Raw genomic sequence first — 25353 nt, forward strand, 5'->3', positions numbered from 1 at the left:
ATATTTGATTTGAACCAAAAATTTCTTTTTCATAGGTTTGTATAAGTAAGAAAGAAAACACAAGCAGACCTACTGATATGAGAAATATGAAAACCCATTTTAATTTCACCATTACTCTTCTATCTCCCCTTACACCTTCAAATAGCGCTACATAAACGGATACAATGATCTTAACTTATTTTACCAGTAATGCGAAACGAATGTTATAGTTCTTTAGATTACCTAATAGCAGAGAGAGAACAAGTACGGAGTTAGTGATGTGTTTGTTCTTTGTATTGTTGAAATTTACAGGTAATTTTTGGGTTTTATGTGCTAGGATATATAAAAACAATCTAATCTCAATCAGAAATGAGCTGATTCTATGAAGAAGAAAGTCGTTTTAGCGGGTGGGACTGGTTTTGTCGGAAAATACTTCAATGAGAAGTTTAGTGATATGGGCTATGAGGTGAAAATTATTTCAAGGCAAGTAGGTCATATATCTTGGGAAAATGAGGAAGAAATAATCGCAGCGATAAACGATTCAGAGATGCTCATTAATTTAGCAGGGAAGTCAGTAGATTGTCGTTACAATGAAAAGAACAAACGAGAGATTCTAATGTCGAGAGTAGACACAACTCGTATACTTGGTCAAGCAGTACTAGAATGTTATAATCCGCCTTCATTGTGGATTAATTCAAGTACTGCTACGATTTATCGACATGCGGAAGATAGACCTATGACGGAGGAAACGGGAGATATTGGTTCTGGTTTCTCAGTAGACGTGGCAACAGAGTGGGAGAAGGCATTCTTCTCTTTCGACTTACCTACCACTAGACAGGTTGCTTTGAGGCTTGCTATCGTACTAGGTGAGCATGGTGGTGTAATGACAGCTTTCAAAAACTTAGTTAGATTTGGTCTTGGTGGTGCACAAGGATCCGGTTATCAGAAATTTAGTTGGATTCATATTGAAGATTTATTCGACATGACACTCTTCATTAGAGATAATGAGGACATTATTGGGGTAGTTAACAGTTCTGCACCTCATCCCATCTCAAATCGTGAATTGATGGAGACCTTACGGAAAACGATGAATGTCAAATTCGGATTGCCTTCTCCAAAGTGGATGCTTGAGCTAGGTGCAGTAGTTATTAAAACAGAGACGGAGTTAATTTTGAAGAGCAGATGGGTCATTCCAGACCGGATAGAGAAAGCAGGGTATACATTTAAATATCGGACGATAGATAAAGCACTTCAACAAATATTACGAGGCGTGTAATAACAATAATGAATAACAAGGTGAGGGTTGATCGGTATGTCATTATCAATAACTTCTGAATCAAATGTTGAACGTAAAGAGTATATAAGAAGCAAATTAGTCGAATATAACTGGATGCACTTCCCAGATCATTTAAAAGGGAGATATCAAGAATTAACGTTATCGCTTATAGATGAAGGTGGGCAAATCTACGGTGGCCTAATCGGAGAGATTTGTTGGAATTGGCTAGAAATACAATACCTGGTTGTTGATCAGCAATATAGAAAACTTGGGTATGGAAGAAAGCTTATGATGGAAGCAGAGAGAATAGCAAAAGAAAAGCATTGTGAATTCATTAAATTAGATACATTAAGTTTTCAAGCATTAGATTTTTACAAGAAGGAAGGCTTTCAAGTTTTTGGAACGATCGAAAATGCAGGTAGTCATACACACTATTACTTGAAGAAAGATATTTAGTTGTTCTTTTTCCATCATTAAAATAAGGAATAATGAGGCTGGATCAGTAGTAATATACTAGTTGGATATTTTTAATATTAATCAAATTATCTCAAGTTAATCTAGTATAGGATGTGTGGATGATGGAAAGAGAAGCAGGGTTTTGGATACGTCTTGGTGCTAAATTTTTAGATGGAATTATTATCGGTATCCCAATAGCAATTTTAGCTTCCATACTTACAGGGGAGCATGCTGAAGATTATTTGAAAAATGCTTTGAACTTGCTCTATTCAATGTTACTACCAATATTTTGGAATGGTTATACGGTAGGAAAGCGTATATGTAGCATCAGAATTAGAAAAGTGAATGATCATATGCCTCCAACTTTTTTGAATATGTTATTACGTGATGTTGTGGGTGGGCTAGTTTATGGTCTTACTTTTGGAATAGCCCTCATCATAAGCATTTGTATGGTTTGTCTGCGAGAAGATAAACGGTCTTTGCATGATTTAATTGCAGGGACTGAAGTCATTCATGATTAATTCAGATGAAACACTGCCTAGCATGATTACATAGGCAGTGTTTTTTGTATTAATAATAAGCTATAGGGTGGATTAGTAGTAGTGTCCAATAAGAAGGAGAGCAATTTTCTTCACACTTTTTAAACATTAATGTATACTAAGTTTACTGAGTTTAATAATTGGGGTTTATCAAATAACTACATTGAAATTGAAAGAGGTGTAATAACGAATGAGCGGATCATCTTATGTTATTGGAGAAGTGGTACATGGTGCTGCACTTGGGCGTGAATTGATGTTTCCAACGATTAATCTAGGAGGAAATGTTGATCAATATGATTCTCCTAAAGCTGGGATATATCTTGGAATAGCTGAGATCATCACGGGAGTATTCGCTAATCAGTCGTTTTATACTCTTATTAGTGCTGGATATCGCCCAACTGTGAATGGTGATTCTTATAAAATAGAAGCATATTTACTTGATTTTTCAGGTGATTTATACGGAGAACAAGTAAAGGTAACATTTTCAACATATTTACGTGATGAGATTAAGTACGACAATTTGGATGATCTTATTGAGCAGATGAAGCTTGATGAGTTGAATGGCAGAGCAATGATTGCGCAAGGTAAGATAGAAGCTTTGACATAAAACAATTGAACAGCTAATTTATTTGTGCATGTGAAGGATGTGAGCTTAGTATGGGGTTAGGGATCGTTGTTGTTGAGACCTGTACTAGAAATGAACTATCGAATTTAGATTTGGAACAATTGGAAACAGAATACGAAGAGGTAGCTGTCATACGAACAGATTGTCTTAATATGTGTAATCTATGCAGGGCTAGACCATATGCGTTAGTAAACGGTAATAAAGTATATGAAAAAACAACAACTGAATGTTATGAGAAGGTTGTGGTTGTTGTACAATCTGAACTAAAAGATTTCTACCAATACTAGAGGTAGTTCAAAACATCCACTCGTGATCACGATGTGGTGCTTCGTAGCGTAATCGACGGCGAATATGCCCTCCATCGAAAGCCTGCGTGTGCTCTCGTACACAATACGTACGCTGTGCTACTCGTTTTCGCTGGAGTGCATCTTCTTGGTGCTGACAAGCGAATGTTTTGAACCTTTATTGGAAGAAGTAGTTCATAAAGCGGGCTTTGATAACGATGATTAGCTTCAAAGCATAATCGCATCGAATATGAAGTGAACTTGGGAAGTCCGGTACGCGTGTACCAAACACGTACACTTGCGTTTCCTCCTTCCGCAAGTAGCACTCCATCTTCTTGGTTCTAAAATCCCGCTTTTTGAACCTTTATTGGAAGAAGTAGTTCATAAAGCGGGCTTTGATAACGATGATTAGCTTCGAAGCATAATCGCATCGAATATGAAGTGAACTTGGGAAGTCCGGTACGCGTGTACCAAACACGTACACTTGCGTTTCCTCCTTCCGCAAGTAGCACTCCATCTTCTTGGTTCTGAAAGCCCGCTTTTTGAACCTATATTGGAAGAAGTAGTTCATAAAGCGGGCTTTGATAACGATGATTAGCTTCGAAGCATAATCGCATCGAATATGAAGTGAACTTGGGAAGTCCGGTACGCGTGTACCAAACACGTACACTTGCGTTTCCTCCTTCCGCGAGTAGCACTCCATCTTCTTGGTTCTGAAAGCCCGCTTTTTGAACCTTTATTGGAAGAGGTAGTTTAAAAAGCTGATTTTGAAATGAAGGTAATAAATTAACGCCCATTCATTAGAGTAATAACGTTAATGATTGGGCGTTACTTGTGTGAACATAGTAAATACATATAGGAGATATTATAATATGACATCTTTACAGCAAGAGTTAAAGGCAGAAAAACGTAATTATACATGGCAGTTGCTTACAATATTTATTGGATTCATTATTTTTGGTTTATCAGAAAACATTAAAGGGCCCGCAATCCCAAGAATGCAACTGCAATTCCATCTAGATGAAGGGCAACTCGGCACTTTATTATCATTAAATTCATTAGGCTACTTATTAGCTTGTTCATTTACCGGGTTACTCGTTCGGAAGTTTGGTATGAAAGTAGTTACGATATGGACATTCGTTATTATGTTCTTATCAGGTGTGCTTGTTTGGTTTTCTTATTCCTACACATGGCTAATAGGTTCGAATTTTGTGCTTTACATCGGAAACGGAATGCTAGAGATTGGATTAGCTATTCTCGGTGCTCGTATTTTCACGAAAAATACGGGTACGATGATGAATCTTTCACATTTCTTCTATGGAATAAGTTCTGTCGTAGCGCCGCTATTAGCAACCGGTTTAATGAGTGTAAATATATTCGGTTACGCAATAGATTGGAGAACGATGTATCTAATCGTTCTTGCGCTCTCGTTAATTCCGATTATACCAGCTTTACTAAGTCGTTTCCCAGGTGATGATATTAAAGCAGAGGATCGTAAATCTTTCAAAACACTAATGAGAGATAAATCGCTATGGTTATTAATTGCGATACTGACATTTGGTGTTGTGTCCGAACTTTCTGTAGGAGGATGGCTAGTAAATTTCTTAGAGAAAAGCTATGGCTGGACGACATTAGCAGCGTCTAGCATGCTTTCTTCTTTCTTTATTGGATTCTCATTGGCTAGATTATTTCTTGGTCCAATTATTGATCGAGTTGGATTTACCGTCTCGATTATTGGAGTTTCCATGAGCGCTGCTATTTCTACGTTTATTGCAACGTTAGGAGGGGAGAGTTATGCCATTTTCTTTGCGATTGCAGGTTTTGGCGTTGCACCAATCTATCCAACCGTAATGGCATTTATCTCAAAACGTTACCCTAATGATAGTGATGTAGTTATTGGTTTTGTTGCAACAGTTATGGGTTTAGGTTCAGTCATTGGCAATTATCTCATTGGAATTATTATTAAAGGTGTAAAGAACGCGTACGGTGCTGATACGAGCTTGGCGTTAACGAGAGGGTTACAGGCTGGTTATCTCTTTATCGGGGTTTGTGCGCTGTTATGCTCGTTGTTGGCGGTTGTTATGTATAGGTACTTAAAGAAACGCAATGAACTCATCTAAATGAGAGGAAGTCCAACAAGCGGACTTTGATAACGATGAGTATGCTAACGAAGCATAGTCGACATCGAAGAAGAAGCAACTAACAAGTCGAAAGTAACATTCTCCTTGTTGGTTGCTTCTTTGCACACATATATTGTGTAAGCAACACATTAGCGTTTTAACTTAAAATGAACGACTGCGGAGTATAACATTTTTTCGCGAATCGGGTGAAAGGTCACGTTATGGGAGATTGAATGTGGCTCCAACATAAGTGCTTTATTATTATCAATTTGTTGCGCAATTTCATTTTCAAGCTCTTTAAGTGATAAAGATTCAAAAAATTCAATTTTAGTATCTAGTAGGTCAAGGCGAAAATCCATGTTGTCTGCTCCTTTTGTTAGAAATTTGTCGATATTAAACATTTATACCAATGAATAATTAGTGTACACTATAATGGTAATAATGTAGTTAGCGTATGTTATAATATATCTTTGAAGTTAATGATTAAAGGATTATTGAGCAATACTAAGATATACATATATTAAACTTAAGGAGGGGTAATATTGAGCGGTGTACCAGGCTCTGTATGGTTTTTCACTATTATAATTATTGTGATCATCACTTGGGTGACGTTATGGGTAACAAAAAAAGCATATTCGAAAAAATGGGATCAATCTGATAAATAAAGATCAAAGAACTGCTGCTAATCTTGCGGCAGTTTTTTTATTTCAAATTGAGATTAACTCACAACTGTGGAACACGCTTAATAAAGCATAAAAAAACTTCTTCACTCGTGAGAGTAGAAGAAGTATATGTTGTGAAATGGTGCCGTCGAGAGGACTTGAACCCCCAACCTACTGATTACAAGTCAGTTGCTCTACCAGTTGAGCTACAACGGCGAATATGTAACATATAAGTTTGAATGAAGATGGTGCCGTCGAGAGGACTTGAACCCCCAACCTACTGATTACAAGTCAGTTGCTCTACCAGTTGAGCTACAACGGCGAATATGTAACATATAAGATTGAATGAATAATGGTGCCGTCGAGAGGACTTGAACCCCCAACCTACTGATTACAAGTCAGTTGCTCTACCAGTTGAGCTACAACGGCATATTATTTTCGAAGACAAAAAGTATTATTACATATTTAATGACATAAATCAACCCTTTTGAAAAAGATTAAATTTTCCGAAAAATCAGATCGATAATTTTACGAAAAAAGAGCTTATTGTCTATACCTAAGTATAACAATAAGCTCCTTATATTATGCGGTATGTTCTTCAGATAGATCGACTGGTAACTCGATCTGCATTTCGATTTTACGAATACGATTTTTGCTTGTTTCACGGACAATGAATTTCAAGTTTTCGTATTGTAGCGACTTGCCTAACTTAGGATCTTGCATTTTACTGTATACCCAACCACCAATGGTTTCTACTTCTTCATCTTCAAAATTAGCTCCTGTAAGCTCATGAATTTCATCAAGTAGAACTTTACCATCTAACAGGTAACAGTTCTCATCAAGTTGCTCAATTTCTTTGCGTTCGTCAGCATCGAATTCATCACGAATCTCACCAACGATTTCTTCAATAATATCTTCGATTGTAATAAGACCTGATGTACCACCATACTCATCCACTAATATAGCAATATGAACACGTTCTAACTGCATGCGTTTCAATAATGTTTTAATAGGAGTTACTTCAGACACGCTTAGTACAGGATGAATTAATGATTTCAGATCAAATTGATTTGTCTTATGATGTTCAAGAAATAATTGCTTCGTATTAATCATACCTACGATATTATCTTTACTTTCCATTGCTACAGGGAAGCGAGTATATTGTTCACGCTCAATAACTTCAAAGTTTTGCTCAAGCGAGTTATTTGTATACAAACACACCATATCTGTACGTGGAACCATGATTTCTTTAGCTAACAATTCATCGAAAGCGAAAATACGACTAACATAACCATATTCAGTGTTATTAATTTTTCCACTTTGATAACTCTCATTCAAAATAATTTGAATTTCTTCCTCACTATGAGCATTTTCATGTTCATTCGCAGACTTTAAGCCGAATAGACGAGTAAGGGCGTTAGCTGAACCATTTAGAGTCCAGATAAATGGATATAATACTTTATAGAAAATAATAAGCGGCCTAGCTGTTAATAATGAAATTTGTTCAGCTTTTTGAATGGCCCAAGTTTTAGGTGCTAATTCACCTACGACAACATGGAAAAATGTGATGACGATAAATGCAATTGCAATTGACACGGGATGACTAATGGATTCACTAATACCTAAATCATGGAACAACGGTAACAGGATAGCAGCTACTGTCGGTTCACCCAGAAAACCTAGACCTAAAGCGGTACAAGTTATACCTAGCTGACAGGCAGATAAATATGCATCCAGATTGCTTGAAATTTTTTGTACTGAAGCAATACCTTTCTTTCCTTCGAGTACTAACTGATCAATGCGGCTTGAACGTAAGCGTACAATAGCAAACTCTGCAGCTACAAAGAAAGCAGTTAAAAAAATCAGTAACGCAATCATGAATAATTTGAGACCTATGTCCATTTCTAATTCTCACTATCCTTTTTCTATTATTTTTATTTTGAACTACGTCTTACACTATATCATATAAAATAAGAGGTTAAGATAGCAAATGACAAAAGCGGCGATAACGCAGTTATTAGGGGGTATGGAACGTAAAAGTCGGATAAATAGCAAGAAATCAGACAATTTAAGTATGAAAAGGTACGTTTTTCGCCATATTGCTTTGGTATTGAATATTTTTTTGGATATTATTAGTAGACGAACGTCACTTTACTCTCATTTTGAATAAAATGGAAATGCTATACATTGATTTATGATATAATTGACGAGATATTATATTTTCACTATTTAATGAAAGTAATGATCTGCCGATATATTAATTATCAGTCATGGAGTGGGGGATAGAAAGAGTTATGGAAATTAATACTACAAAAGCTATGAAGCAACAACAAATAAATTCTCAACTTAACTATTATACAGGTAAAAAAGTTCAAAGTGATTCCAATAATAAGACTCAGTTCGATGAATTGCTGCAAGAAGCGAAAATTTGGGATCCTGCGCTTGGGAAAGCTTCTGAGGAAGCAGATCAAGATCTTATATGGGGATACTTAGCTAATGCAGGAGTAAGTCATGTTCAACTTTATGGAGAACAAGAACCAAGTGCGGTTCGGGCATCAGGTGTTACCTCAACGTCAGAAGCAGTAAATGGTGGAAGTAGCTATGGTAGCTCTCAATATGCATCGCTAATTGGTGCAGCATCCCAAAAGTACGGAGTTGATGCTTCTTTAATTGAAGCAGTTATTCAAACAGAGTCTAACTTTAATGCTAGCGCAGTGTCTTCTGCCGGAGCAAAAGGGCTTATGCAACTGATGGATGGGACGGCAAGAGGACTTGGTGTAATGAATTCATTTGATCCACAGCAAAATATTGATGGCGGTACTCGTTACCTAGCTATGCTACTTAAAAAGTATAATGGCAATGAACAGGTCGCTCTTGCAGCTTATAATGCAGGCCCTGGTCGTGTAGATCGCCTTGGTATTGCAACCGATGCTGACTTAGAACAAAAAATGTCATCATTACCCCAAGAAACACAACGTTATATTGGTAAAGTATTAGCAGCTCAAGCGTAATATTTAGTTGATCATATTTGATAAATAGGAAACGGGAATACGCGTTCCACTTAATGGAAGTTAAAGTGGCACTTTCGTATATCCCGTTTTTATCGTATATTGTAGGTTGTACATTTAATTATTGTGGAAGAAGGTTTACATCTTATGCTTTATTTTGACCATTGCGCATCTACCCCTCCTCATGAGGATGTTGTGCGTACGATGATGGAAGTTATGACGAAACATTATGCAAATCCATCCTCGTTGCATAGTGGTGGCGTAGCGGCAGCAAAACTTATTGAAAAAGCACGTGAACAAGTGACTAACTTAATGCATACGAAGCAAGGCAAATGGATGTTTACTTCAGGTGGCACAGAATCTAATAATTTAGCGATTAAAGGCGTGGCCCGTCAATATGCTAATCGCGGCAAACATATTATCACCTCAGCTGTAGAACATGCTTCCATTTATGAAGCTATGCAACAACTCGAGCAAGAAGGTTTTTCGATTACGGAACTTCCAGTTAACAATACTGGACATGTCTCACTAGATCAATTGAAACAGCACATCACGGATGAGACTATTCTTGTCAGTATTATGCATGTTAATAATGAACTAGGATCAGAACAACCGATTGCTCAGATCGGACAATTGCTAAAGCAATATCCAAAAGTAATCTTCCATGTTGATGCTGTACAAAGTCTTGGTAAGCTCAACATTGATATTGATAATTGGGGAATCGATTTATTAAGTGGGTCAGCACATAAATTGCGTGGTCCTCGAGGGGTCGGTTTTCTATATATGCGAAATGGGATACAAATAGTACCGTTACAAGTAGGTGGGTCGCAAGAACATAACTTGCGAGCGGGGACAGAGAATGTTGCAGCGGTTGTTGCTAGTGCGAAAGCATTGCGATTAGCAATTCAATCATTAGATCAGCATTATAATGATGCTGCAATACTAGCGACATATTTACGTGAACAGATTCAAAAAATCCCAGAGTTAAAACTTAACGGCGGAGCGCCTCAATCTCCATACATTGTTCACTTCTCATATCCAGGGATGAAGCCGGAGGTCGTTATTCATATGTTGGAGCAACGCAATATTTTAGCATCGACTCGTTCAGCTTGTTCCTCCAAGGATGATAAACCTAGTCGTGTACTTATGGCTATTGGGGCTACAAGAGGAGAAGCTACGGGAGGCATTCGTATTAGTTTTGGACAAGAACATACAATAGCAGATATGGATACATTAGTGGATGCGTTGCATGAAATAATACTATCATTAAAACATCTTGAGAGGGGCAATACACATTGATGTACGATCGTATAGTGTTACGATATGGCGACTTAACAATGAAAGGTCGCAATCGTAAAATTTTTGAAGATAAAATGCTTAAGTCAGTGAAGCGAGCAATGAAAGAGTTTCCTGAGGTAACTTACTGGAGAACATTCGGAAGATTATATGTCATTCTAAATGGAACACCACATCAACCTGTTATTGATCGTTTGAAAGATTTGTTCGGGATTGTGTCTGTTAGCCCGGTTCTTTCTGTACCTTCAGAAGTTGAAGCAATTAAAGCAGCTGCCGATCAGGTTATGAATTCTCTAGCGACAGTTCCTGCTACTTTCAAAATTAATGCTCGTCGTGCTTGGAAAAAGTTTGCACATGGTTCTCATGAAATGAATCATTTGATTGGTTCTCATATATTACCGCAATATCCTGATATGAAAGTAGATGTTCACAACCCTGAACTTGAACTGAAGATTGATATCCAAGAAGAAGCAACTTATTTGTATTGGGAAAACATTGCAGCAGCAGGTGGTTTTCCTTATGGATCAAATGGCAAAGCGATGTTACTGCTTTCAGGTGGTATCGACAGTCCTGTAGCTGGCTGGATGGCGCTTCGTAAAGGACTTGAAATTGAAGCGGTACATTTCCATAGCTATCCTTTCACGAGTCAACAAGCCACCGATAAAGTAATCACGCTAGCTCGTAGATTGTCATATTATAGTGGTGTCCCAATTCGTCTACATCTTGTTCCATTTACAGAAATTCAAACTCGCATCACTCATAGTAATCAAGAGAACTTAACGATTACATTGATGCGTCGTGCTATGCTTCGCATTACAGAACAACTAGCAGTAAAATATAAAGCAGGCGGTATCGTTACGGGGGAAAGTCTCGGGCAAGTTGCAAGTCAAACATTGTCTAGTATGAACGTAATCGGTCGTGCGACTGTATTGCCGATGATCAAGCCAGCTATTATGATGGACAAGCAAGAGATTATAACTATTGCTCGTAAAATTGGTACGTTTGAAACATCAATTTTACCATTTGAAGATTGTTGTACGTTGTTCTTACCGAAATCTCCAAGCACAAATCCTAATTTGCGTATTGTTGAGCGTGTAGAGAGTCAACTACCAGATCTTGACGACTTGATTAAACAAGCGGTTGAGGGGACAGAAAGTATACTTCTTAATATGACTGAAGGAAATCATGAGCACGAACAAGCGGATAAATCAGAAGAAGATTGGTTCTAATCGTATTCTGTTAACGAAATGTTTAAAAAGAAAAAGTGTTTAGAGAGGTAGTTCCTCTCTAGACACTTTTTTTCTTTTTAAAAGTCCGCCAGCCCTCAACTGATGCGAGTGCTGGCGGACTTTTTAAGTTAAGTAAATTAAGCAGTAGCTGTTGCTTTCCTAGCATTACGCTTATTGACCATATATCCTAATCCCAAAACACCTACAATTAGAACAATCTTTAGTAGCCATTGTAGCCACACATTTGCTTCAAATAAATTTCCGAATTTGTGTTCATCAATAAACATCTTAGAAGCAGTGTAAGCTAATACAGCTGCCCCTAGATAGATGATCCATTTGAAGCGATCAACTAGCTTAATGAACAAAGTACTACCCCATACAATAACAGGTACGCTTATAAGCAATCCAATAATAACTAATAAAGTATGTCCTTGAGCAGCACCTGCAACCGCGATGACGTTGTCTAACCCCATTGCAGCATCTGCTATAATAATCGTTTGAACGGATTGCCATAATGTATTTCCTGCTTTTACATTGTCGTGTTGTTCTTCTTGTACGAGTAGCTTGAAAGCAATCCATATTAGAAGTAGCCCACCTACTAAGTGCAACCACGGAAGATTAAGTAGTTTTACAACAAGTAATGTTGCGATAATCCGAATAGAAATGGCACCGACTGTACCCCAAATAACTGCTTTCTTCTGTTGATCTTTCGGTAAATTACGAGCAGCAAGGGCGATGACAATGGCATTATCTCCTGCTAGAATAAGATCGATAAATACAATGTTGAGCAAGGCTAGCCAAAATTCTCCTGATAAAACGTTCATGGTCGGTTCCTCCTTTTCAATTGTCCATATAGAAGCTTACACCAAATATAGCCAAACGTGAAGTGAAAATTTTCAGGTACATGGCATATTGATACAAGCTTATTCATACCTCTAGTAAAGAGGAGGGGAACATGTGGACAGCTTAATTGTTTTTATAGAAATCGTACTAATTAACTTGTTATTAAGTGGTGATAATGCCATCGTTATCGCAATGGTAAGCAACCAACTACCCGTACATCAAAGAAACAAAGCAATGTGGTGGGGAACGCTAGTTGCAGTTTTGTTAAGATGTCTTCTTGTATTACTTGCACTTCCATTACTACAAATCCCCTTTCTACAGGCGGTTGGTGGATTACTCTTGTTATATATATCAATTAAATTACTTATTGATATGCAACAAGCAGGGCACCAAGAAATGAACGTAAAAAAAATAACGCTTATAAGTGGTATCTGGACGATTATAACGGCAGATTTCGTTATGAGCTTGGACAATGTACTAGCTATAGCCGCAGTAGCCAAGGGAGATGTTATTCTTATTATGCTCGGAATTGCGCTAAGCATTCCAATGATTATTTGGGGAAGTAAACTGCTCGATCATCTGATGAAGAAGTTCCCGTTCCTTGCTTATATTGGTGCATCATTATTAGCATTTGCTGCTGGAGAGATGTTAATCAGAGATCAAGGACTACATAATATCTTCTTTAATAAAATGAATAACTCTCTTACAATTGTTCCGTTATTATGCATTCCTTTGGTCATTATTGCAGCAATAATAAGGCAAAAACCGATAAAAAAATGAATTAATTTGGACATATTCCCACGTTTTTTATGAATGGGAATATGTTTTTTTGTGCAAACCTACTCATAACCCTAGTTTTTTTGTCTCAATTCCGTTAAACTAATATAGATATAGATACAGTAACAGGTAATTATAGAATTAAGGAGCGGAACGTGTAATGAATAATAAATATTCCGCTGGGATAATTTTATTGCTTGCAGGGTTAGTCATTCTTCTAGGTAAGTGGGGAGTATTTAGTTTTCTCGGCTCGATATTCTGGCCGATATTAGTTCTCATCCCGGGGATTCTTATTCATGTCCTTTACTTTGGTAGAGTACTTCCAGCAATTACATTAGTTCCAGGCGGCATGATGGTTGTGTATGCCATACTTTTTATTTTCTGTAATGCACTTGGATGGAGTAATTTACGTTATCTTTGGCCGCTGTTTATTTTTGGTGTAGCGCTAGGTATGTATGAGTACTACCTGTTTGGATCACCGAAACAGCGTTATATAAAGACAGCTGCTATCGGGCTTGGTGCTGCTTCAATTGTTGGTTTGTTACTTGTTGCATTATGGGGTTGGGGCATTTATGTCATAGCGTTATTATGTGTTGGTGCAGGTCTTTACTTGATGTTAGTTTCACGCAAGCGTAGGTAGACAAATGAGTTTAACTTAAGAAAATGGAGTGGTAACAGTTAATGAAGGCAAGAGAAAATTTACGTAACATAGCAATTATTGCGCACGTAGACCATGGTAAAACAACTTTGGTTGATAAGTTGCTACAACAATCAGGTACTTTCAAGGATCACGAAGCTGTACAAGAACGTGCAATGGATTCCAATGATATTGAGCGTGAGCGTGGTATTACCATTTTGGCTAAAAATACTGCAATTAACTACAAAGATTATTTGATTAACATTGTAGATACACCTGGACATGCTGACTTCGGTGGTGAAGTTGAGCGTATCATGAAAATGGTTGATGGTGTACTGCTTGTAGTTGACGCATTTGAAGGCTGTATGCCTCAAACGAAGTTCGTTCTTCGTAAAGCTCTTGAGTCTAACTTGACTCCAATTGTTGTTGTTAACAAAATTGACCGTCCTAATGCTAGCCCAACGCAAGTAATTGACGAAGTATTAGACCTATTCATTGAATTAGGCGCTAATGATCAACAATTAGAATTCCCTGTCGTATATGCTTCAGCATTGATGGGAACTTCAAGCTTGGACGTTGATAAGCAAGACGAAAATATGCAAGCACTGTATGAAACAATTATTGAGAACATCCCTTCTCCAACTGAGAGCACGGTTGATCCTCTTCAATTCTTAGTTACTTTGCTTGATTTCAACGAATATCTTGGTCGTATCGCAGTTGGTCGTGTAAACCGTGGTGTTATTAAACAAGGTCAAAGCGTTGCTGTTATTAACCGTGATGGAGTTACTAAACAAGCAAGAATTGAGAAACTATTTGGTTTCCAAGGATTGAAACGTCTAGAGATCGAAGAAGCGGGTGCTGGTGATATCGTTGCAATTGCAGGTATCCGTGAAATTAATATTGGTGAAACAATCGCTGATCCAGCGAATCCAGAAGCATTGCCAGTATTGAAAATAGATGAGCCAACATTGCAAATGACATTTGTTGTTAACAACTCTCCGTTTGCAGGTCGTGAAGGTAAATGGGTAACATCTCGTAAACTTCGTGAGCGTCTATTCAAAGAGCTTGAAACAGACGTAGCACTTCGTGTTGATGAAACAGATAGCCCAGACGCATTTATCGTATCTGGTCGTGGTGAACTTCACCTAAGTATTCTTATCGAGAATATGCGTCGTGAAGGATATGAACTACAAGTTTCTAAACCAGAAGTTATCGTTAGAGAAGTTGATGGCGTGAAGAGTGAACCTTATGAGCGTCTTCTAATTGATGTGCCAGAAGAGAGCATGGGTGCAGTTATGGAAAGCCTAGGAACTCGTAAAGCTGAAATGATGAACATGATTAATGATGGTTCTGGTCAAGTTCGTCTAGAATTCGTAATTCCTGCTCGTGGTTTGATTGGTTACCGTACTTCATTCCTAACACTAACTCGTGGTTATGGTATTATGAACCATGCGTTCGATAGCTATGGCGAATATGTACCTTCTAACGTAGGTGGTCGTCACTCAGGCGTTCTAGTTAGTAGTGAAAACGGCACAACAACTTTCTATGGTATGATGGGTGTTGAAGATCGTGGTCATCTATTCCTAGAGCCAGGTGCTGATGTGTACGAAGGTATGATCGTTGGTGAACATAACCGCGATAATGATATCATTGTGAATATCTGTAAAGAAAAACAATTAACAAACGTTCGTTCTTCAGGTAAGGACGACACTGTTAAATTGAAAACTCCAGTGCTATTCTCACTAGAGCAAGCACTTGAATATTTGAATGACGATGAATATTGTGAAATCACTCCTAAAACGATTCGTCTTCGTAAAAAAATTCTTAATAAGAGCGAACGTGAACGTGCTGAGAAGAATCGTAAAGCAGCACTAGCAAACTCATAATAATAGTATGATCAGACTGTGAGGAGGTTGTAAGAATGCAAGCATGGTTAAGTGAGCATATGCTCATCTCATATCTACTCATTCTTGGAATGACTTTTTTCATCTTTCAGAAGGTATTCCGCCCTCAACAGGCTAGATTACCATTAATTCGTGAAATTCTTTTGTATGCTACAATGATTTTTGGATCAGCTATTCTTCTTATTATGCAAATAGATAAGCTACCAATTATTCAATGCATGGCTATTGCAATTGTTATGATGCTCACACTTCGTTTGCGTCAGCTATACGATAGCTGGAAACAAAAATCTTCAACAGATAATAAAGTCAATACAGAAACGAAGTAATGACTTAATTCTTGATTTGGAGCAGCACTCACACCATCCGTCTTTACGTTTGGCAACGGGTGCTGCTTTTTTTATATTCAAATGACAATAGAGTAGGTGAACATATGAGCAAGCAGAATTCAAAAAATGCTCAACCACAACCGACCGAAAGTCGGGTGACATCAAGAGGAACACGTAAGAAGAAGAGTAAAAAGAAAATAATAATTACAACGATCTTATCTATTTTTATATTTATAATTGCGGCAGTAGTAGTATTCGGCTCATACATATTTATTAAGGGCAATAGTAAATTACCTGCTATGAGTCTTGTAACGGATGTGGAGGGTAAGCCAAATAGCGTTACGCCGATCCCACAAGGTGAATCTGTGAAGGACAAGCCAGTCACGATGGTATTATTAGGTGTTGATCAACGTAAGGGTGGAGGTGGCTTGAACACCGATGTGATGTTGGTTGCTGCTCTTAATCCTACTACCAAAAAAGGGGCAGTTATTGCTATGCCTCGCGATACCCGAATTTCTTATTATAATAAAGATAAAGACGCTGTAGAAGTTCGTAAAGCGAATGCGTTTTATGCGAACTATTATGTAAAAGCTCAAAAAGATGGTGAAGATAAAAATGGAGCTATGCTGAAAGGTAAAGGGGCTGTGAGGGATGTACTCGGACAGTTCTATGACATTCCCATTCAGTATGCTGTGTCTGTTAATTTCCAAGGGTTCAGAGATGTTGTTGATGTACTAGGTGGCATTCATGTCGATGTGGACATGCGAATGAAATGGTCCGATTCTCATGACGGTACGGATATCGACTTGCAGCCCGGCCCTCAAACACTTAATGGTAAGCAAACGTTAGATTTTGTACGCTTCCGTCAATCTAAAGATAATCCTAATGCTTCAAGTGATTTTGAACGAAATAATAGACAAAGTATCGTTCTCTCCGCTATTATGAAAAAAATGATTTCATTGGGTGGTATTACGAAGATCGGTGATGTCATTGATGAAGTAAGTGATGACGTTTATACCGATATGCCGACTTCAGAATTAAAACGTATGTTGTCAACTTATTATAATATTAATATAGATAATATTACGTTTATGAGTTTACAAGGTAAATGGGATAATCCTTATGTAATAGCAAGTGAGGAATCGCTTGCAGAAGCCAAGGAATTATTACAATCTATATTAGCAGAATGAGTAGCATGAACATATCATATACTATCAATAGTTAAGCTTCGATTATCACTTAAAAGTGAAATGAAGGGGGAAAAGCTATGGTCGTATTATGGGAGCTACAGAACATAGCTTTATTTCAATATGAAACGAAAGAAGCCTAGTGGCTACACTAGGCTTTTTGTGTATTTATTTCCCTTTTAAGCTATGCTCATAATCTTTAACCAATTCGTCGGGTGTGTTGTATGTTTTGTCATTGTTTGTAGCTTTGTATTGAAGATCTTTTTGTGAGGGCATTAGATCTGCAGGAACTTGTGGAATAATACGCCCTACAATATCTGACAACTCCTCAGCGATACCCATTACAGGATGTCCTGCGGAAATATCTGCCCCAATCTCTTTAATGCGTTCACCAAGATCCATGTCTGCTGTTACGATTGCATTGACCCCATAAGTGTCATTGCGAAACGCTTCAGCGACGGAATACTTAATGACACCAACACGTGACCTTTCGAGATCTGCATTAACATCGATACCGACGATCGCATTATTTCCCATAATGACAACATGAGCATTGTTAACTCCTTCAACACTTTTAGCTAGCTCTTCAAGATGCGCAATTGTATCTTTGTGATTGTTAGAGAGATCTTGTTGCTTAACTGATTGCGTATTAATGTTCTCATTTTGATTGGTGGAGGGTGATTTATTACTACTGTTCATACTACCGCAGCCTGATAGCAACAGTAACAGAGCTGTTATCATGACTAGTTCCTTTTTCATTTGTTTCACCTCTGTATATATCTTGATTGTACTTTCATAGTGTGTCCGTAATGGCTGTTAGCTATGTACGCTAACGATGATGATGGGGAGGAACTAATATGGGGAAAATAATTGTGCTTGATACGAATGTATTATTGCATGATCCTAAAGCCATTTTTGCATTTCCTGACGATGAAGTTGTTATTCCAGCCATTGTTCTGGAGGAAATCGATTCGAAGAAAAGACTTGCCGATGAGTTAGGTCGAAACGCAAGATCTGTATCTCGATTGTTAGATAAAATAAAAGAAGAGGGTAAGTTACACTCGGGAATTATGCTGGATTCAGGTGGTATTATTCGAGTGGAATTGAATCATCGTAATTTTGCGCAGATTCAGGAAATGTTTGGAGAAATTACGAATGATCACCGAATTATTGCTGTTGCTTTGAATTATCATAATGAGCAAACTTTGCTTCCAGAAGAAGAACAACAGAGTGTAGTGCTCGTCAGTAAAGATGTATTAATGAGAATAAAAGCCGATGTCCTCGGATTAGAAGCAAAAGATTATGTTAGTGACCCCAATATTCAGGAAAACGATCGTTATGTAGGTTTTTTCAATATGCATGTTCATCCTTCTATTATTGATGAATTTTATAATCAGCGATTTCTTACAATAAATAATTTTCAAATAAGACAACGATTTAATCCACATGAGTTTATTATTTTGAAAGATGAGATGGGAACTACCAAATCAGCCTTGTTAAAGGTAAACGCTCAAGCAACGAAGTTAGAGCCTTTATTTCTAAGTAATGATCCGGTATGGGGAATGACCCCACGCAATGCACAACAGCGTATGGCACTTGAATTGCTATTGAATGATGATGTCCCACTTGTTACATTGACTGGTAAAGCAGGGACAGGGAAGACTCTCCTAGCACTTGCTGCAGGACTTATGAAAGTGGAAGATGAACGGAAGTATAAAAAGTTGCTTATTGCAAGGCCAGTTGTTCCAATGGGAAAAGATATTGGTTATTTGCCTGGGGAAAAAGACGAAAAATTGCGCCCTTGGATGCAACCGATCTATGATAACCTTGAATTTTTGTTTGATACGAAAAAATCAGGTGATATTGATAAAATATTAATGGGACTCGGCAGCATACACGTTGAGGCATTAACGTATATCCGTGGTCGATCAATACCTGGACAATTCATTATTATTGATGAAGCGCAAAATCTTACGAGTCATGAAATAAAAACAATTGTGTCAAGGGTAGGAGAAGGTAGTAAAATAGTTTTGGTTGGAGATCCTGAGCAAATTGATCATCCTTATTTAGATTCTATGAGTAATGGCTTAACTAACATTGTAGAGAAATTCAAACAAGAACAACTAAGTGGACATATTACGCTAGAAAAAGGCGAACGATCAAAATTAGCACAATTAGCAGCGGATTTGTTATAAGTAAATACCAGTTAGACATTCATTAGTTGAATCGTCTAACTGGTATTTTTTATCTGATTTCACACATAAATAAAGGTAAAAATATACTAAAATACCATTTACCATTGATTATAGAAGAATGAAAGCGATATAATTACAATTAGGAAATTGATATGCTTGAAGTATACCGTGAGCTAAAGGAGATAAATTGTGTTCAATAAACGTTACATATTGTTGATGCTAGGTTCTATGGTGTTCATTATAGTAGCTTTTATCTTTTTGACGCGCGAATTAAACTGGAATTATGTAAGCGATCTATATAAAGATAAAGATGAGCCAGCAGCTATTATTATCAATGAAAAACAAGTTATTGAAACAGCTCAATTACACATATTTGTTTCACTAAATGAAGAACAGTTCGAAAGGTTAGAACAGTTACGCATGTCGATTGAGGATTTGAATCCTCATATCGAAATTTCTCTTACGAATCAATATTCAGAGCAATATAATTATGAAGAGTGGGAACTGAAGTCTAAACTTGATGAACTTGGAGATGTACAACTTGTTCCCAATGAATGGATATTGCCATTAGCTACAAAAGGGCTGTTACAGCCCGTAGATCGGTTAATGAATAGTGATTCATTAGCAAGTCATTTGCCAGGATATACTGATGCACTAAGGTGGAATGGCTATCTATGGGGAGTTCCGTATTCTAGCAATCCGTACATTATTTTACCTCATAAATTATTGAAAGAGTTTGAAGAAGAAGTTGCTGACGTTGATGTAAATACAGAACCGACAGATGGAATTATCAATAATAATATATCGGAGGTTTCAACAGAAGTTGAAGTAGCAATAAATAGCAATTGGGATCATATGTTGGAAATGCTTGCAAAAGTAGAGGCGAATAATGCTGAAATTAATTTGCTTAATTTTGCAGATAATAGCTATAATGCTTTGTTAGTCTGGTTAATTTATGGTGATATCGCTACAAAAAGTGGAATATCAAATAATGAGTTAAGTGAGGAGCAGCAAACGATTGTAGAGTGGTTAGCTCAGCACGAGGACCGAATTCAACTAGATAATGCAGTAAAAGAACCTAATGAAGAAAAACCTAACTGGCCTCTATACTACATGACTTCGTGGGACGAATTGACTACCAGCAAAGAAGAACTATACGAACAATATGGTGATACTGAAGTGCTTATTCCAGTGCCATGGCTTAACGGATACAGTTTTGTTATACAAGCGAATAGTAAACAAGCAAGTGCTGCGATAGAGTGGATTGAGCAGGTTACACAATTAGCTAGTGCCAATGGATCTCAATCCCAAGGAGCTCCTACAAGAAATATGGATTTCAATTCAGGTAGTAACTCTTTTGTAACTAATATGGGTATTACGTTAAATCAGAAGTTAATGGAATCACAAATGATGAACGTTACACCAGATTGGCCAATGGAGTATGCTATGATGAAACAACGGTGGGATGCGGCTTCATCATTCTCGGACAAGCTCAACTTATTCCAGTAATATTGAAAGGCAAGTACCAGCACTTTATAAGTGCTAGTACTTGCCTTTTTCCTTGTAATATTAAGCTTAGATGGATAATTGAAGTTCAATTGTTAATGTTCCATCGCTCGTTGTAACTGATTTTGCACGAAGCAGTGAAATAATATAGGAAGGATAAAAGTTCAAATCGAATTGTGACTCAAGATCTTTTTTCGTCGCATCAGGTAGTAAGAATCCATTGAAATAGAGCTCATCAACAGTAAACTGGATATAGTTAGTAGGATCTTCGATAAGTGAATAATGTCCCTGAATTTCAATTTCGATATTATCCCGTTTCCCTTTTGCAATGATAGCATTTTCTTTGAATATAAACTCGAAATCATTAAACATATCATTCTGACTTCTTAAGAAGCTATTAAGTGCTTCATCAGGTAATTCGATCGTGTATTTGAAGCCCTTCATTGAGATATATTGCTGGTTTTCCTGTAACCAAGTAGGTAACGCATTCATAGACTCTGCTAACTCTTGGAAGTAGGTTTTTACTTCAGTCAGCCCTTTTTCTTCCCAGAAAGTAGTCAACTGTTCAATAAGTAATTGGACGCGATCTGCATCAGTTCTTCCTGCCAATTGCTCGTCAATCTGTTGCTCTAGAGCGATGACACGATTTCGTTGTAATTGTAGTTCTTCTTGGAGTGTTGTAAGTTTATCCTGTTCAACCTTATACGCATCGTAACTTGTTTGTAATACCCGATAATCATCTACGTAAGAGGTTAGTATTTCTCTATCATTTGATATAATTATTTCTACAAATTCGATAGCAAGGAGTATTCCTTCCAATGTATCACTTTTGAGAAAATTAAGAAAGATACCATCTCTCTCTCCCATATAGTAAGCAAGAAGTACTTTACCCGCCTGATCACGTTTATCAGCAATTTGTAATTCTTGTTGAGCAATCTGATCCTCCGTTAACGTTAACGTTTGCTGTAAAACTTCAAGCTTTTGCCCGATTCTGCTAATTTCTTTATCTAGTTCAACAACAGATAAACTTGATTGTAATATTTGTTGTAGATCCTCATCTTCATTAGTAGGTGATATCGTTTCCATAGTGGGCTCAGCAATCGCGGAAGGTGTCGTTATTGTATAAAACATGAGTACCGCTAGCAAACATATGATGACACGTGGTTTCATCACGATTAGATTCAACGCTACCTTACCTCCTAAAACTTTTCGTAGCTTATTGTAATGCTTCTTAGTAAGAAAGTTTTTGCTTATCCATAATTGTATGCAATAGCATGGACTATTATTTCTTGCAATATTGCTTTTTGAATTACCTAATAAAATGAAAGTCCGCTTTTTGAACTACCTAATAAAATGAAAGTTCAAATAGTGGGCTTTAAGAACCAAGAAGATGGAACGCTACTTGAGGAAGGAGGAAACGCAAGTGTACATGTTTCGTACACGCGTACCGGACTTCCCAAGTTGGTTTCATATTCGATGTCGAATAAACCCCAAAGCGATTCATCGCTATAAAAGTCCACTTTTTGAACTACCTCTAATAATGGAAACAGGTCGTACAAGTAATTAACCTGTACGACCTGTTTGAAAATTTGATGTCTTAGAAAGGAATACTCATCTGGAATACCGACCAATAGGTGAATCCTACAAATGAGATCACCATATATCCCCAGAACATCGTTATGTAAGTTTTTTCTGAGAAATTCAAATATCCTAGGAAAACGAATGCGACCGCTTGCGCAAAGAATAATAGAGAAAACTCATACATATGTCCAGCAAAAGCCATCAATCCGATTACTAAGCACCAGAAACCTAGTACTCTATACATACGTGCCATACAGCAACCCCCTTTCATGATGAACGACCTAATTTCCTAAATCTCATTATATCGTTAGCAGTTACAACTGTAAACATCCTCCATGTCTAAATATCGAAAATATTTCATCATATTTGTGAACTTGTTCATAGTATGTACACGATTATTAGAAAAAATGTATGAGTTTTTTTGAAATTGGTTATACAAAATAGTAACCAATAGATTCTATGAACTCTACTAAGCACATAGAATCTAAGTAAGTGCCTTTACGTTAGGAGGTTATAATAGCATGACAGCTATAAGACAAGATGCATGGAGTCAAGATGATGACTTAATGCTCGCAGAAGTAACACTGCGCCATATTAGAGAAGGTAGTACTCAGCTTTCAGCCTTTGAGGAAGTTGGTGAACGTATTGGTCGTACATCAGCTGCTTGTGGGTTCCGTTGGAATAGTTTTGTTAGAAAACAGTATGATGAAGCTATTCAAATCGCTAAACAACAACGACATAAACGTAATTATATGAAGAAACAGGTGGCTTCACTTCCACAAGTATCATCTATAACGATGTTTGAAACAGATGAAAGACCTATTAGAATGGAACAAGGTTCAATAGAAGAGAGTATGTCTATTGATTCAGTCATTCGGTTTTTACGCGAATGGAAAATGACATACCAAGATTTAGCTCGCCAAATTCGTAGTTATGAAAAGTCATTGAAAGATCGTGAAGATGAACTTTATCGACTTCGTCAAGAAAATGAAAGATTGGCGAAAGAAGTAAATATCGTTCAAACCGATTACCATGCTGTGAATGATGATTACAAAACATTAATTCAAATTATGGATCGTGCAAGAAGATTAACAGTTCTTTCAACTGAAGAAGAGAAGAAACCTCGATTCAAGATGGATGCAAATGGCAACCTTGAGAGAATTGAATAGAGTAAGAGGTGGGAGAAGTGTTACTATATATAGTAACACTTTTTTTATTGCTATAAAGAGGTAGTTCAAAAAGCGGGTTTTGATAACGATGAGTAAGCTATGTAGGCTACTCTACATCGAATATGAAACGAACTTGGAAAGTGAGGTTCACGTGTACCAATAACGTACACTTGCGCTTCCTCCTTCCTCAAGTAACGTCTCATCTTCTCGGTTCTGAAATCCCGCTTTTTGAACTTTCATATAAAGAAGTAGTTCAAAAAGGGGGTTTTGATAGCGAAGCTTAGCATTGTCGTATATTCGACATCGAATATGAAGCAGCATGATAGCTTACAACTGATATAAAACTTGTAGAAAGGTATGTGGATATCCATGAGGTTCGAGATCATTGGTAATGGCGCAATAGGTATGTTATATGGAGCAAAGCTTTTACAAGCTGGGTATGCTGTGCATTTTTGGACAAGATCTATCGAACAGGCTGAATTTCTGCGAAAAGAAGGTATTACATTAGTTGATAGATCAGGCAATAGTAGCACAGAAACTGAAGGGACTTATGGGCAACTTAGAGAGTTTGCTTTGGATTCATCAGATGACAAGTTAACAGATGAAGTATACATATTTCTTACCGTTAAACAAACTCAATTAACTACTGATTTGTTGGCACAAATAAAGCTACTTCTAGAGCAATATAAGAACTGCACATTAGTAGCTTTTCAAAATGGTATAGGTCATATTGAGAGGTTATCCGAACTTTCGAATAAGCCGATCATAACCGCAGTGACTAGTGAGGCTGCCCTTAGAACATTATCTAATGCAGTAAAACATACAGGAACTGGACTAACGACCTTTGGTGATCAATTAGGTCGTGATTCTGATAAGATACATCAGAAAATATTGGAAGAAGTTTTATTTGAGGCAGGATTTAAGGCATTAGTGTCGAAAAACATCAGAGAAGCGATCTATCGTAAATTAATTGCAAATGCAGTCATTAATCCATTAACGGCTCTTTTTGGTGTGAAGAATGGACAATTATCATCCGACTCTACCAGATTACTGTTAATGAAACAATTGTTTGAAGAGACTAGAGCTATTTTAGTGTTAGATGAATTGGAGATTGCAAATATTACTTTTGACAATGTCATTCAAATTTGTGAAGCGACTTCGAGTAATACTTCATCCATGCTAAGTGATGTTATGGCTAATCGCGAGACAGAGATACAATCCATTAATGGCGCTATTGTAAAAATGGCCTCACATTTTGGATATGAAGCAGTTCTTAATCAAGCTATATTACAATTAATATTAGCACTACATCCTGAAAAATAGGGGAGTGAACAATAGTAGCTTATGTGGGATATCATTAGAAGTATCTTTTCGGGTATTGCAATTATACCAATTTTTCCTTTTATTATTACTTATCTAGGCTATGGTGCATTTGTAAAAGATCGCAAAAAAGCGATTCGTTTAGCAATGGACGTATCTACCTTATTTTTAATACCTTGCGTTGCTGCCTTGTTTAATAAATTATTTAATAGTGAATCTAGTATATATGGAATATTATTAGTCATGATTATAGGTGGCGGCCTACTGGGAAATTTGCACTATCGAAAAGATGGCATCATTCCATGGAAGAAGATCCTTAGAGTCGTATGGCGTATTACGTTTTTCGCTACTGCATTTTTATATATCATTCTTATTATTGTTATGTTGTTACAATTGGCATTTACTGTTTCTTAATAAAGGTAACATCAAACGTC

The 25353-nt window shown here is 37.2% G+C and carries 24 protein-coding genes, 3 tRNA genes and 1 pseudogene; 19 read left to right on the forward strand and 9 right to left on the reverse strand.

Going from position 1 to position 25353, the window contains the following annotated elements; genetic code table 11:
- The first annotated feature begins 361 nt into the window (after window positions 1-361).
- The 6 genes from NAG76_15030 to NAG76_15055 all read left to right on the forward strand — a co-directional run bounded on the left by NAG76_15030 (window position 362) and on the right by NAG76_15055 (window position 5279).
- Window positions 362-1255: a TIGR01777 family oxidoreductase gene (locus NAG76_15030; GenBank protein URN93147.1), complete on the forward strand. Its 894-nt coding sequence runs from the start codon at window positions 362-364 to the stop codon at window positions 1253-1255.
- Between the two features lie 36 nt (window positions 1256-1291).
- On the forward strand, window positions 1292-1711 hold the full coding sequence (locus NAG76_15035) for a GNAT family N-acetyltransferase (GenBank protein ID URN93148.1): 420 nt from the start codon (window positions 1292-1294) through the stop codon (window positions 1709-1711).
- 119 nt (window positions 1712-1830) lie between these two features.
- Entirely contained in the window at window positions 1831-2232 is a 402-nt protein-coding gene (locus tag NAG76_15040; protein URN93149.1) for an RDD family protein, read from the forward strand.
- Between the two features lie 208 nt (window positions 2233-2440).
- Complete coding sequence (locus tag NAG76_15045; GenBank protein ID URN93150.1) at window positions 2441-2857, forward strand: riboflavin kinase; 417 nt, start codon at window positions 2441-2443, stop codon at window positions 2855-2857.
- A gap of 50 nt (window positions 2858-2907) precedes the next feature.
- Entirely contained in the window at window positions 2908-3162 is a 255-nt protein-coding gene (locus NAG76_15050) for a YuzB family protein (GenBank protein ID URN93151.1), read from the forward strand.
- Window positions 3163-4031: 869 nt separating this feature from the next.
- The gene (locus NAG76_15055) at window positions 4032-5279 is read left to right on the forward strand and encodes an MFS transporter (GenBank protein ID URN93152.1); all 1248 of its coding nucleotides are present in this window, start codon (window positions 4032-4034) and stop codon (window positions 5277-5279) included.
- 149 nt (window positions 5280-5428) lie between these two features.
- On the opposite strand, the gene NAG76_15060 is transcribed toward NAG76_15055, so the two are convergent.
- The 5 genes from NAG76_15060 to NAG76_15080 form a co-directional block, all read right to left on the reverse strand.
- Window positions 5429-5638: a YrzA family protein gene (locus NAG76_15060; protein URN93153.1), complete on the reverse strand. Its 210-nt coding sequence runs from the start codon at window positions 5636-5638 to the stop codon at window positions 5429-5431.
- Between the two features lie 443 nt (window positions 5639-6081).
- Window positions 6082-6157, reverse strand: a tRNA-Thr gene (locus tag NAG76_15065).
- Window positions 6158-6187: 30 nt separating this feature from the next.
- Window positions 6188-6263 (reverse strand) — tRNA-Thr (locus tag NAG76_15070).
- Between the two features lie 31 nt (window positions 6264-6294).
- Window positions 6295-6370, reverse strand: a tRNA-Thr gene (locus NAG76_15075).
- A gap of 153 nt (window positions 6371-6523) precedes the next feature.
- Window positions 6524-7843, reverse strand: a complete 1320-nt coding sequence (locus NAG76_15080) for a hemolysin family protein (protein ID URN93154.1) — start codon at window positions 7841-7843, stop codon at window positions 6524-6526.
- Between the two features lie 734 nt (window positions 7844-8577).
- On the opposite strand from NAG76_15080, the pseudogene NAG76_15085 reads away from it, so the two are divergent.
- From NAG76_15085 to thiI, 3 genes and pseudogenes are all read left to right on the forward strand, one after another.
- Window positions 8578-8952: pseudogene (locus NAG76_15085) on the forward strand (lytic transglycosylase domain-containing protein).
- Between the two features lie 201 nt (window positions 8953-9153).
- On the forward strand, window positions 9154-10248 hold the full coding sequence (locus tag NAG76_15090) for a cysteine desulfurase (protein ID URN93155.1): 1095 nt from the start codon (window positions 9154-9156) through the stop codon (window positions 10246-10248).
- Window positions 10245-11474, forward strand: a complete 1230-nt coding sequence (thiI, locus tag NAG76_15095) for a tRNA 4-thiouridine(8) synthase ThiI (GenBank protein URN93156.1) — start codon at window positions 10245-10247, stop codon at window positions 11472-11474. The genes NAG76_15090 and thiI overlap by 4 nt, the downstream gene beginning before the upstream one ends.
- Before the next feature lie 137 nt (window positions 11475-11611).
- Here the strand turns inward: thiI and NAG76_15100 are convergent, their stop codons facing one another.
- On the reverse strand, window positions 11612-12298 hold the full coding sequence (locus tag NAG76_15100) for a TerC family protein (protein ID URN93157.1): 687 nt from the start codon (window positions 12296-12298) through the stop codon (window positions 11612-11614).
- 133 nt (window positions 12299-12431) lie between these two features.
- Here NAG76_15100 and NAG76_15105 point away from each other — a divergent pair, with 133 nt between their 5' ends.
- The 5 genes from NAG76_15105 to NAG76_15125 all read left to right on the forward strand — a co-directional run bounded on the left by NAG76_15105 (window position 12432) and on the right by NAG76_15125 (window position 17151).
- Complete coding sequence (locus NAG76_15105; GenBank protein ID URN93158.1) at window positions 12432-13097, forward strand: TerC family protein; 666 nt, start codon at window positions 12432-12434, stop codon at window positions 13095-13097.
- A gap of 157 nt (window positions 13098-13254) precedes the next feature.
- Window positions 13255-13734, forward strand: a complete 480-nt coding sequence (locus NAG76_15110; protein ID URN93159.1) for a hypothetical protein — start codon at window positions 13255-13257, stop codon at window positions 13732-13734.
- 41 nt (window positions 13735-13775) lie between these two features.
- Window positions 13776-15617 (forward strand): translational GTPase TypA, encoded by a 1842-nt coding sequence (gene typA / locus NAG76_15115; protein URN93160.1) that lies wholly within the window; start codon window positions 13776-13778, stop codon window positions 15615-15617.
- A gap of 35 nt (window positions 15618-15652) precedes the next feature.
- On the forward strand, window positions 15653-15961 hold the full coding sequence (locus tag NAG76_15120) for a YlaH-like family protein (protein URN93161.1): 309 nt from the start codon (window positions 15653-15655) through the stop codon (window positions 15959-15961).
- 104 nt (window positions 15962-16065) lie between these two features.
- Window positions 16066-17151: an LCP family protein gene (locus NAG76_15125; protein ID URN93162.1), complete on the forward strand. Its 1086-nt coding sequence runs from the start codon at window positions 16066-16068 to the stop codon at window positions 17149-17151.
- 165 nt (window positions 17152-17316) lie between these two features.
- On the opposite strand, the gene NAG76_15130 is transcribed toward NAG76_15125, so the two are convergent.
- Window positions 17317-17907 (reverse strand): YhcN/YlaJ family sporulation lipoprotein, encoded by a 591-nt coding sequence (locus NAG76_15130; GenBank protein URN93163.1) that lies wholly within the window; start codon window positions 17905-17907, stop codon window positions 17317-17319.
- A 98-nt stretch (window positions 17908-18005) separates the two neighbouring features.
- On the opposite strand from NAG76_15130, the gene NAG76_15135 reads away from it, so the two are divergent.
- Both NAG76_15135 and NAG76_15140 read left to right on the forward strand, forming a co-directional pair.
- Entirely contained in the window at window positions 18006-19343 is a 1338-nt protein-coding gene (locus NAG76_15135; protein ID URN93164.1) for a PhoH family protein, read from the forward strand.
- Window positions 19344-19532: 189 nt separating this feature from the next.
- On the forward strand, window positions 19533-20852 hold the full coding sequence (locus NAG76_15140) for an extracellular solute-binding protein (GenBank protein URN93165.1): 1320 nt from the start codon (window positions 19533-19535) through the stop codon (window positions 20850-20852).
- 66 nt (window positions 20853-20918) lie between these two features.
- On the opposite strand, the gene NAG76_15145 is transcribed toward NAG76_15140, so the two are convergent.
- Window positions 20919-22034 carry a hypothetical protein gene (locus tag NAG76_15145; GenBank protein URN93166.1) on the reverse strand — a complete coding sequence of 372 codons (1116 nt, stop codon included), beginning with the start codon at window positions 22032-22034 and terminating at the stop codon, window positions 20919-20921.
- Window positions 22035-22446: 412 nt separating this feature from the next.
- Entirely contained in the window at window positions 22447-22683 is a 237-nt protein-coding gene (locus tag NAG76_15150) for a DUF2626 domain-containing protein (protein ID URN93167.1), read from the reverse strand.
- A 268-nt stretch (window positions 22684-22951) separates the two neighbouring features.
- On the opposite strand from NAG76_15150, the gene NAG76_15155 reads away from it, so the two are divergent.
- The 3 genes from NAG76_15155 (at window position 22952) to NAG76_15165 (ending at window position 25333) form a co-directional block, all read left to right on the forward strand.
- Window positions 22952-23599: an RsfA family transcriptional regulator gene (locus tag NAG76_15155; GenBank protein ID URN93168.1), complete on the forward strand. Its 648-nt coding sequence runs from the start codon at window positions 22952-22954 to the stop codon at window positions 23597-23599.
- A gap of 369 nt (window positions 23600-23968) precedes the next feature.
- On the forward strand, window positions 23969-24922 hold the full coding sequence (locus tag NAG76_15160; protein URN93169.1) for a 2-dehydropantoate 2-reductase: 954 nt from the start codon (window positions 23969-23971) through the stop codon (window positions 24920-24922).
- A gap of 21 nt (window positions 24923-24943) precedes the next feature.
- Window positions 24944-25333, forward strand: a complete 390-nt coding sequence (locus tag NAG76_15165; GenBank protein URN93170.1) for a DUF3397 domain-containing protein — start codon at window positions 24944-24946, stop codon at window positions 25331-25333.
- Window positions 25334-25353 lie beyond the last annotated feature (20 nt).

Origin of the sequence: Candidatus Pristimantibacillus lignocellulolyticus (assembly GCA_023639215.1) — a bacterium.
GTDB lineage: Bacteria > Bacillota > Bacilli > Paenibacillales > Paenibacillaceae > Pristimantibacillus > Pristimantibacillus lignocellulolyticus.